This window comes from Nitratidesulfovibrio oxamicus (genome assembly GCF_015731765.1).
GTDB lineage: Bacteria > Desulfobacterota > Desulfovibrionia > Desulfovibrionales > Desulfovibrionaceae > Cupidesulfovibrio > Cupidesulfovibrio oxamicus.
In genome coordinates this window covers 1-9,446 of the sequence record NZ_VRYY01000016.1, presented here as the reverse complement: position 1 = coordinate 9,446, position 9,446 = coordinate 1, and the positions used below count along the sequence as shown (strand labels likewise).

At 67.7% G+C, this 9,446-nt stretch carries 9 protein-coding genes; 7 read left to right on the top strand and 2 right to left on the bottom strand.

The window, feature by feature from the left end:
• Positions 1–180: 180 nt before the first annotated feature.
• Positions 181–372 carry a hypothetical protein gene (locus FVW20_RS00860; protein WP_015946089.1) on the bottom strand — a complete coding sequence of 64 codons (192 nt, stop codon included), beginning with the start codon at positions 370–372 and terminating at the stop codon, positions 181–183.
• Between the two features lie 645 nt (positions 373–1,017).
• On the opposite strand from FVW20_RS00860, the gene FVW20_RS00855 reads away from it, so the two are divergent.
• From FVW20_RS00855 to FVW20_RS00825, 7 genes are all read left to right on the top strand, one after another.
• A complete protein-coding gene (locus FVW20_RS00855; RefSeq protein WP_196607889.1) occupies positions 1,018–1,671 on the top strand; it encodes a succinate dehydrogenase/fumarate reductase transmembrane subunit in 654 nt (217 codons plus the stop codon).
• Between the two features lie 13 nt (positions 1,672–1,684).
• Complete coding sequence (locus FVW20_RS00850; protein WP_196607888.1) at positions 1,685–3,508, top strand: fumarate reductase flavoprotein subunit; 1,824 nt, start codon at positions 1,685–1,687, stop codon at positions 3,506–3,508.
• A gap of 14 nt (positions 3,509–3,522) precedes the next feature.
• Complete coding sequence (locus FVW20_RS00845) at positions 3,523–4,266, top strand: fumarate reductase iron-sulfur subunit (protein WP_196607887.1); 744 nt, start codon at positions 3,523–3,525, stop codon at positions 4,264–4,266.
• A 323-nt stretch (positions 4,267–4,589) separates the two neighbouring features.
• Positions 4,590–5,429, top strand: a complete 840-nt coding sequence (locus FVW20_RS00840) for a fumarate hydratase (protein WP_196607886.1) — start codon at positions 4,590–4,592, stop codon at positions 5,427–5,429.
• 356 nt (positions 5,430–5,785) lie between these two features.
• A complete protein-coding gene (locus FVW20_RS00835) occupies positions 5,786–6,313 on the top strand; it encodes a Fe-S-containing hydro-lyase (RefSeq protein ID WP_190245638.1) in 528 nt (175 codons plus the stop codon).
• Between the two features lie 44 nt (positions 6,314–6,357).
• Positions 6,358–7,635: an ornithine cyclodeaminase family domain gene (locus FVW20_RS00830; RefSeq protein ID WP_196607885.1), complete on the top strand. Its 1,278-nt coding sequence runs from the start codon at positions 6,358–6,360 to the stop codon at positions 7,633–7,635.
• A 450-nt stretch (positions 7,636–8,085) separates the two neighbouring features.
• A complete protein-coding gene (locus FVW20_RS00825; protein WP_196607884.1) occupies positions 8,086–8,568 on the top strand; it encodes a hypothetical protein in 483 nt (160 codons plus the stop codon).
• Positions 8,569–9,032: 464 nt separating this feature from the next.
• Here FVW20_RS00825 and FVW20_RS00820 read toward each other — a convergent pair.
• A partial coding sequence (locus FVW20_RS00820) for a LysR substrate-binding domain-containing protein (protein WP_231038751.1) occupies positions 9,033–9,446 on the bottom strand: 414 nt, incomplete at its 5' end.

Genomic DNA, 9,446 nt, shown 5'->3' with positions numbered 1-9,446 from the left:
ACGCGGCCCGCGCATGCACAGGGCGGCACGGCAGGCGCGCTGCCCGCAGCGGTACGGCGCATGGCGCGCCGGAATGCGCCCCTCCCCCTTTGCACATTGGGGGGGAAGGAATGGAGCGTGCGGAAAATCAGGGGGCATGCCCGCCATGATGGCGACGGGCATGCCCCTTGTTTGCGTGCGCTATTTGCAGGCGGCGGGAACGGCAACCCCGCCGAGCCCGGCGAGGATGTGGTTCAGCGCTTCGCACAGGTCGGGCGACAGGTGCGCATCGCTGCCCAGCAGTTGCACCACCTCGGTCACCGAGGCGTCCACCGGCACGGGCAAGCCCGATTCACGGGCCAGCCGGATGAGTTCTTCACGTATTTCGCGCATTGAGGCCCCCCTCAAAACGATATTTCCGACGGATGCGGACCGGAGACACGCCCGGCGGGCCGGGGCAGGCCGTGGCGGTCTGCTCATGCCGTTGCGTTGGGTCATGTCACAACGCCCGGCCATGTCCTGCTGTTGCGGCCCGCTGGTGTCGGGAAATTTCCCCCCTATCCGCAGCCGCCGCGAATTGCAAGTGCCCGCGATTTCCGGGCCGTGGTCGATGACGGTTTTTCCGTCGCTTGGGCAGAGTTGCGGGTTCCTGTACGCCTTCACCCCGGCCTGCTGCGGCATGCGGCATCGTTGCCGTCTCGCAGCCACGGTCGCCCCTGCGGCAAGCGGGCTTTCCCCCCCATGCCCCCCGCATGATTTGACATGCACGGGCGCGTCGGCCATAGTCCAGCGCACAGGAAAAGGTATGGAAATTGGGTGGTTGGGCAGTCAATCCGCCGAATTGCAGTGGATGCTGTCCAACCCGGTCGCGCGCGCTTCGCCGCTTGTCCGCCTGTACCGCGCGTCCGGCATCGTCATCCGTTTCCCTGCCCCGCCGCCGTCATCCCCATGTCCGGTCCTGCCCGGCGCTGCCAAGCCCTGCCCCGCGCAGCCTGGTATTGCCCGGCTCCGACCGTCTCAGGTTCGCAAGGAGGCTCAATGGAAACGGACTGCATCGCCCCGGCCCGGCCACGCTCCCGTGCCGACGGCTGGCTCGACTGGGTGCAGATGGCCACGGGGGCGGCGCTGGCGCTGTTCGCCTGCATGCACATGATCTTTCTTTCCAGCGTGCTGTTCGGCGCGGGCGCCCTGAACGGGCTTTCCGCCGTCATGGACGCGCTGCACCTGGAAACCGTGGGCGGCGTGCTCATCGCCATCGTGTTCTGCGTTCACGCCACGGTGGCCGCCCGCAAGATTCCCTTCAAGGCCGCGCAGGCCGCCACGGCCTGGCGTCACGCGCGCCTGCTGCACCACCCGGAAACCTGGGCCTGGGTCGCGCAGGTGGGTACCGCGTTCATCCTTGCGGTATTCATCACCATCCACATCTGGACGGGCCTTACCGACCTGCCGGTGCAGGCGCTGAAAAGCGCCGTGCGCGTGCAGCATGGCGGCTGGTTCTGGGTGTTTCTGCTGGTGCTGCCCGCGCTGGCGCTGCATCTGGTCATCGGGGCGTGGCGTGCCGGAGCGAAGTGGGGCCTGATCACCCGCGAAAACCGTGCGGACATCACCCGCAAGGGCCTGTACCTGCTGGGCGGGTTCCTGTGCCTGTCGCTGCTCACCCTGCTGCGCTTCCGGCTGCTGCCGCTGGAATAGGAGACCCACGCCAATGCAGATCATCCACACCGATCTTCTGACCATCGGCGCGGGCCTTGCGGGAGAGCGCTGCGCCATCGAAGTGGCGGGCGCGGGCTTTTCCGTGGTCTGTCTTTCGCTGGTGCCCGCGCGGCGCTCGCATTCCGTGGCCGCGCAGGGCGGCATGCAGGCGGCCCTTGGCAACGCCATCATGGGCGACGGCGACAGCCCCGACGTGCACTTCCTGGACACCGTGAAAGGTTCCGACTGGGGCGCGGACCAGGAAGTGGCCCGCATGTTCGTGGAGGCGGCCCCCATCGAAATGCGCCGCCTGGCCCACTGGGGGGTGCCGTGGAACCGCGTCGTCGCGGGCATGCACACCTACTGGAAGGGCGGCAAGCCCTTCGACGCCACCGAAAAGGCCGAAAACCACGGCCTCATCCACTCGCGCGCCTTCGGCGGCACGGCCAAGTGGCGCACCTGCTACGCATCGGACGGGGCAGGCCACGCGGTGCTGTACACCATGGACAACCGCGCCGCGCAGCTTGGCGTGACCGTGCATGACAGGTCCGAGGCCGTTTCCCTGATCCACGACGGTGAAACCTGCCACGGGGCCATCGTGCGCTGCCTGCGCACGGGCGAACTGCGCGCCTACCTCGCGCGGGCCACACTGGTGGCATCCGGCGGGTACGGGCGCATCTACCGCGCCTCCACCAACGCCATCATCTGCGAGGGCACCGGCCTGTCGCTGGCGCTGGATACCGGCGTGGCGAAACTCGGCAACATGGAGGCCGTGCAGTTCCACCCCACGGGCACCGTGCCCACCGACATTCTGGTTACCGAAGGCTGCCGGGGCGACGGCGGCACCCTGCTGGACCGCGACGAATACCGCTTCATGCCCGACTACGAGCCGGACAAGGCGGAACTGGCCTCGCGCGACGTGGTTTCGCGCCGCATGATCGAGCACATGCGCACCGGCAAGGGCGTGCAAAGCCCCTACGGCGAGCATCTGTGGCTGGACATCCGGCACCTTGGCGAGCAGCACATCCGCACGAAACTGCGCGAGGTGGACGAGATCTGCCAGAACTTCCTGGGCATCGATCCGCTGCACCAACTCATCCCCGTGCGGCCCACCCAGCACTACTCCATGGGCGGCGTGCGCACCGACAAGACCGGCGCGGCCTATGGCCTGAAGGGCCTGTTCAGCGCGGGCGAATCCGCCTGCTGGGACCTGCACGGCTTCAACCGGCTGGGCGGCAACTCGCTGGCGGAAACCGTGGTGGCGGGCGGCATCGTGGGTCGCAACATCGCGGAATTCCTGCAGGGGTACGACACCGCCTTTTCCACGGCGCACGTGCGCGAGGCGGCGGCGCGGGATGATGCGCGCATCAGACGCATCGTGTCCGGGGCCGACGGCAAGGAAAGCGTCTACGCCGTGCGCGAGGCCATGTACGACATCCTGGAACGGGCGGCCTACGTGTTCCGCAACGGCACCGACCTGACGTGGGGCGTGCAGGCCCTGCAAGAGGTGCACGAGCGGGCGCAACACATCGGCCTTGCCTCCGACGGGGTGGGGGCCAACGCGGAACTGGCGCTGGCCATCCGCATGCCGGGCATGGTGCGGCTGGCGCTGTGCGTGTGCCATGGCGCGCTGATGCGCACCGAAAGCCGCGGCTCGCATACCCGCGAGGACTTTCCGGAACGCAACGACCGCGACTGGCTGAACCGCACGCTGGCCTCGTGGCGTCCGGGGGCGGATTTGCCGCACCTCGACTACGAACCGGCTACCAGTTACGTCGAACTGCCCCCCGGCGACCGGGGGTATGGCGGCGGCAAGATCATTCCGGCAGCTTCCTGAGGGGGACCACGCACATGCAACGCTCGCTGACCTTCAACATCTTCCGCCACAATCCGCAGGACCCGGCGTCCGTGCCGCACATGGACACCTACAGGCTGGACGAAACGGACAGCATGACGCTGTTCATCGCCCTGCACCGCCTGCGCGAGGAACAGGACCCCTCGCTGAAGTTCGACTTCTGCTGCCGCGCCGGGGTGTGCGGCTCGTGCGCCATGGTCATCAACGGGCGGCCCGGCTTGGCCTGCCACACCAAGACGCGCGACCTGCCCGACACCATCACCCTGTTGCCCCTGCCGGTGTTCAGGCTGGTGGGCGACTTGGCGGTGGATACGGGCACGTGGTTCCGCGCCATGTACCAGCGCACCGAATCGTGGATTCATACCCGTGCGGAATTCGATCCCGCCGCGCAGGAAGCGCGCATGGAAAACGAGGTGGCCAACGCCATCTACGAACTGGATCGGTGCATTGAATGCGGCTGCTGCGTGGCCGCCTGCGGCACCGCCAACCTGCGGCCCGACTTCCTGGCCCCGGCGGGGTTCATCCGCGTGGCCCGCTTTGCCGCCGACCCGCGCGACCAGCGCACCGACGCGGATTTCTACGAGATCATCGGTTCGGACGAGGGCATCTTCGGCTGCATGGGCCTTCTGGCCTGCGAGGATGTCTGTCCCAAGCATCTGCCGTTGCAGAACCAGTTGGGGTACCTGCGGCGCAAGATGGGGCTGACCGTGCTGAAAAAGCTGCTGCCCTTCGGGGGGTAGCAGACAAGGCGCTGACGTATCCGTATCGCCGGGCCGTTCCGCACGCGGGGCGGCCCGGTCATTCTTTGCGCGACGTGACTGGCAACTGGCGCCTTGCGTTGTTGTGCGGTTGCGGTGTTGCGTTGCGGTTGCTTCGGCCCGTACCATGCGCGGGCATCCGGCGTTGCCTGCCGTGTTGCGGTGGGCACTCAAGGCTTGCTAGGGTGGCGCGGCGGCAGCAGATCGGGCCGCAAGGACGCTGCGTCCGCAACCGAATCGAAATCATGGAGGAGCGGGGCCACCCCCCGGTTCTCCCCCGTTCATACCGGACAAAGGAGCCAGACATGCGCCGCATACCGGCGACACGAGTTGTGGAGGAAGTGGCGCGGCTGTGCGTGGAGTGCAACCGCTACCTGCCCAAGGATGTGCGGTGGGCCTTCTGCAAGGCGCAGGCAGAGGAAGAAAGCGACGTTGCCAAGGAAGTGTTTCGGCAACTGCTGGAAAACGCCGACCTTGCGGCCACCACCGGCCTGCCGCTGTGTCAGGACACGGGGCTGGCCGTCTTTTTCGTGGAGCTTGGCGAGGACTGTCGCGTGGACGGCATGACCCTGCGCGAGGCCATCACCGAGGGCGTGCGCATCGGCTATGCCGAAGGCTACCTGCGCAAGTCCGCCTGCGACCCCCTGACCCGCAAGAACACCGGGGACAACACCCCGGCGGTCATCCACATGGACCTTGTGCCCGGCGACCGGCTGCGCATCGCCTTCATGGCCAAGGGCGGCGGCAGCGAGAACATGTCGCGCGTGACCATGCTGGCCCCCGCGCAGGGGTGGCAGGGCATCAAGGACTTTGTGGTGCAGCGCGTGCGCGAGGCGGGGCCGAATCCCTGCCCGCCCACCATCATCGGCGTGGGCGTGGGCGGCACCTTCGACTATGCGCCCATCCTGGCAAAAAAGGCGCTGCTGCGCCCGCTGACGGACATCCACCCAGACTCGGACATGGCCGCCAAGGAAGCGGAACTGCTGGCCGCCATCAACGAACTGGGCATCGGTCCCATGGGCCTTGGCGGCAAGACCACCTGCCTTGGCGTGAAGATGGCCTTTGCCCCGTGTCATCTGGCCAGCCTGCCGCTGGCCGTGAACGTGCAGTGCCATTCGGCCCGGCACGGCGAGATAGAACTGTAGCGAGGGCTGCGGGCCGGACAGTGCGCCGGGCAGTGCGCTGGACGGAACAGCCGGACAGAACAGCCGGGCAGGCGAGCCGAACAGAATAACCCGGCAGGCGAGCCGCAATCCGGCGGACGCTTTCCGGCAAGTGGTCGGCAAGCTGCGCAACCGTTGCGGGCCTGATTTGAGCCGGTTGCGGCCTCGTTGTTGTTGTACTGAACGGGTTGCAAACCGGCCCGGTGCGGGTTTCGAGCAGGATGCGGATGCCCGGCCCCCGTTGCCAGCACGGGTTGCGCTTGTGCAGCCTCCGCCAGCCTCAATAGCCCCATTGCGGTCCCGCCTCGGGACATGTACGGGAATACAAGGAATCAGATATGGCTACCCACCACCTTACCACCCCCCTGACCGACGAGGCCGTGGCGCAACTGCGCAGCGGCGACGTGGTCTTTCTGTCCGGCACCATCTACACCGCGCGCGATGCGGCCCACCGCCGCCTTGCCGAATCGCTGGACCGGGGCGAAGACCTGCCCTTCGACCTGCGCGGCGCGGTGATCTACTACGTTGGCCCCAGCCCGGCCCCGCCCGGACGGCCCATCGGCTCCGCCGGCCCCACCACCAGCTACCGCATGGACAGCTACGCCCCGCGCCTGCACGCGCTGGGACTGAAGGCCACCATCGGCAAAGGGCGCCGCAACACAGAAGTGCGCGACGCCCTGAAAGAACATACCGGGGTCTACCTGGGGGCCACAGGCGGCGCGGGCGCGCTGCTTTCGCAGTGCATCACCGCCGCCACCGTCATCGCCTACGACGACCTTGGCCCGGAAGCCATACGTGAGCTGACCGTGAAGGATTTTCCGTTGTTGGTGATCAATGATTGTGTGGGCGGGGAGTTGTATGTGTAGGTAGCCTGATCGGCAGGTTGCCAGAGACCCATGGGGTTCAACGCATGACGAGAATACGCGGTGTGTATCTTCCGGTCCCCGCCGACGGCGTAGCCCCCGACAACTACCACGCCACGTCCATCTATCCGGAGTTCGTGCAGGTAGAGCCGGGGCGCTGGGTGCTGCTTGCGGAGTCGCGCATGGATTGCGTCATCCGCAAGAACCCGGACGGCACGCTGGAGGTGGTGGAGTTCCGGCGGCTGAAAAAGGGCGATCTGGTGGCGGTGGGCCGGGGTGAAAACGGCGAGGACGGCATCTACGTGCATGCCGGACCGCTGGACCGGTTACCGGACTTTCTGGCCGGGTGGACTCCGGCCAACGAACCAGCCCCCGTGGCTGCCGATATACAACTGTCAGCTTCCCAAGCTGACAGTCAACAGACGGAAAGCTCTTCCACGGCTTCCTCCGGGCATCTTGCTGGCGGTGCCGCCGCGTCTGGCGTACCCGGCGCACCCGGTACATCGGGCACTGTCACCGCCCCATCCGCATCATCCGCCCAGCCTTCCCCCGCCGCCCCTGCCGACAAGTTCGCCTTCCGTACCGGCGTCAGCCGCGAAACGTCCTTTTCGCTCGACTACGACACCCTGTACCAAGTGCTGCGCCACGACAGGGATAACGGCCACATCGTGTGGGTGGCCGGGCCTGCCGTGGTGTTCGATGCCGACGCCCGCCGCGCCTTTGCCGGGCTGATCGACGCGGGCTACGTGCATGCCCTGCTGGCGGGCAACGCCCTTGCCACGCACGACCTGGAGGCCGCCCTGTACGGCACCGCGCTGGGGCAGGGCCTGTACGACAAGCGCCAAGCCCCGCGCGGGCACTACCACCACCTGGACGCCATCAACACCATCCGGGGCTGCGGGTCCATCCGCGCCGCCGTGCAGTCGGGCCGCGTGCGTGACGGGGTGATGCACGCGCTGGAAACGCGCTCTGTGCCCTACGTGCTGGCCGGGTCCATCCGCGACGACGGCCCCCTGCCGGAAGTCATTGCCGATGTGTACGCCGCACAGGACGCCATGCGCGCCCACGTGCGCCGCGCCACCACCGTGGTGGCGCTGGCCACCGCGCTGCACACCATCGCCACCGGCAACATGACCCCCTCGTATCAGGCCGGGCCGGGCGGCAGCCTGCGCCCGGTGCATTTCTTCATCGCGGACATTTCGGAATTTGCGGCGGGCAAGCTGGCCGACCGTGGCTCGCTGACCTCGCGCTCCATCCTGACCAACGTGCAGGACTTCGTGGTCAACGTGCACCGGGCGCTTACCGGTGCGTGCCGCACGGAATAACAGGGTATTTCGGGATATTCCGGACGACAGCCTGCCCGGCGCATGCCCGTTGCGCACTGGTTGCCAATCCGGTGCCGGGTGCGCCGGGTGCCGCCGCATTTGCCGTTCTGCCCACCAGCCTGCCCACCAGCCTTCCTGTCGTCCCACCCAGCCGCGATGCGCTGCACCCTTGCCGTGAATGCGGGGTGGCGTGTTCGTGACGTGGCCGCGTCCCTCCCTTGCCGCCGCTCCGCACGGTCCCGCCGCGTAGCTCTTCCGCGCCGTGCTCCCTGCCGTCCTTCCTCCTCCTGTCGTTTGCCCCTTCGCCGCTCGCCCTCCCCGGCGGGCCTGTCATGCAATCTTTGGCAATGGCAGTGCCGCACAAGGAAATGTGAGCGGATGCTGTAAACTCTTCAGGCAAGCTGTCGATAGATTGACTGAAGGTCGCGCACTCGCGCGAAAGGAGGTCCCATGGTCGAAGCACTGGACGGAACCCTGGTCGGCACCGCCTACAGCACCTTGCAGGTGCAGGCGGGCACGGAACGCACGGGAACGTTGCGCACCGCATCCACAGAGGGCGCGGAAAGCGGCGGCGACACCGTGACCATTTCTGACGAAGGGCGGCAGAAGGCGGCGGGGATGGCCAGCAGCGGCGCGGGCGGTACTGCCGCCGCCGAAGAATCGGATACCAGTGACAAGTTGGCATCGCTGAATGAGCAAATCCAGAACCTGCGCGAACAGATCAAGCAAAAGCAGCAGGAGATGGAGGAAATCCAGCAGGACGCCAATCTGGACGACGAGCAGAAGCAGCAGCAGGCAGCCTTGAAGATGTCTGAAATATCCATGCTTCAGGGCCAGCTGACGGAACTGCTGGAACAGAAGAGCAAGCTCCAATCTTCCAGCAGCGATTCCGGGTCGTCCGGCGGCGCCGCCGGGGTCAGCATCAACGTGTAGCGGATGCAGGGCATGACGGGGCGCGGGCACGGCGCGCCCTTGGTGATGAGGGGGGCATGACGGGGTGCACGATGTGCCCTTGGGGGCGTGCCCCGGTATCGTTGTATCGCGCGCGGCAGTTGTCGCACGGAATGAACGCGGTCTCCGCCTTGGCGGGGGCCGCGTTCGGCGTTGCGGAGGGCGAAAAGCGCGCGGCGCTGTAAGAGACGGTGGCGCTACGGAATGATCGTGGTTGTGGAGGCAGGCGGAACATGGTGCCTGGGCGGCGCGGGGGAAGGGCCGCGCGGGGCGTCATGCCTTGGCGGGCGGGACCGGGTTGAGCCGGGTTGAGCCGGGTTGAGCCGGGCTGGACCGGGTTGAGCCGGGGCGGATCATGGGGGCGGGGAGAACAGGGGCGACGGGGAGACCAGCGACGGCGCGGGGAAAAGAGGGGGAGACAGGTCACCCCGCGTCCGGCGGCGCGTCTATTTCCACACGGCGCGGGCAGCCTCCACCAGCGCCCGCAGGGCCGGGTCGTCGCTGCGATCGGTGCGGTGGGCGATGCACAGCGGCACGGACAACGGCTCCGGCCACACGTACACCCCGTGGTCGCGCACCATCTGGGCGGTTTCGTCGGCGCGCAGCACGGCCACGCCCTTGCCGGTGCCCACCAGTTGCTTGACGATGGGCTCGTCGATGGCAACCGCCGCAGTGCGCGGGCGCAGGCCGTAGGGGGCCATGCGCGCGGCCACGGTGCGGTGAAAGGGGCAGTCGCAGGTAGGCCAGATCCAAGGCAGTTGCGACAGGGCGTGCCAGACGTTGGCGTCGTGCACGGGCAGGCGGGGCAGGTCGGGCGGGGCGTAGTCCGGCCTAGGCGCGGGCATGCCGCCGTGGCGGGC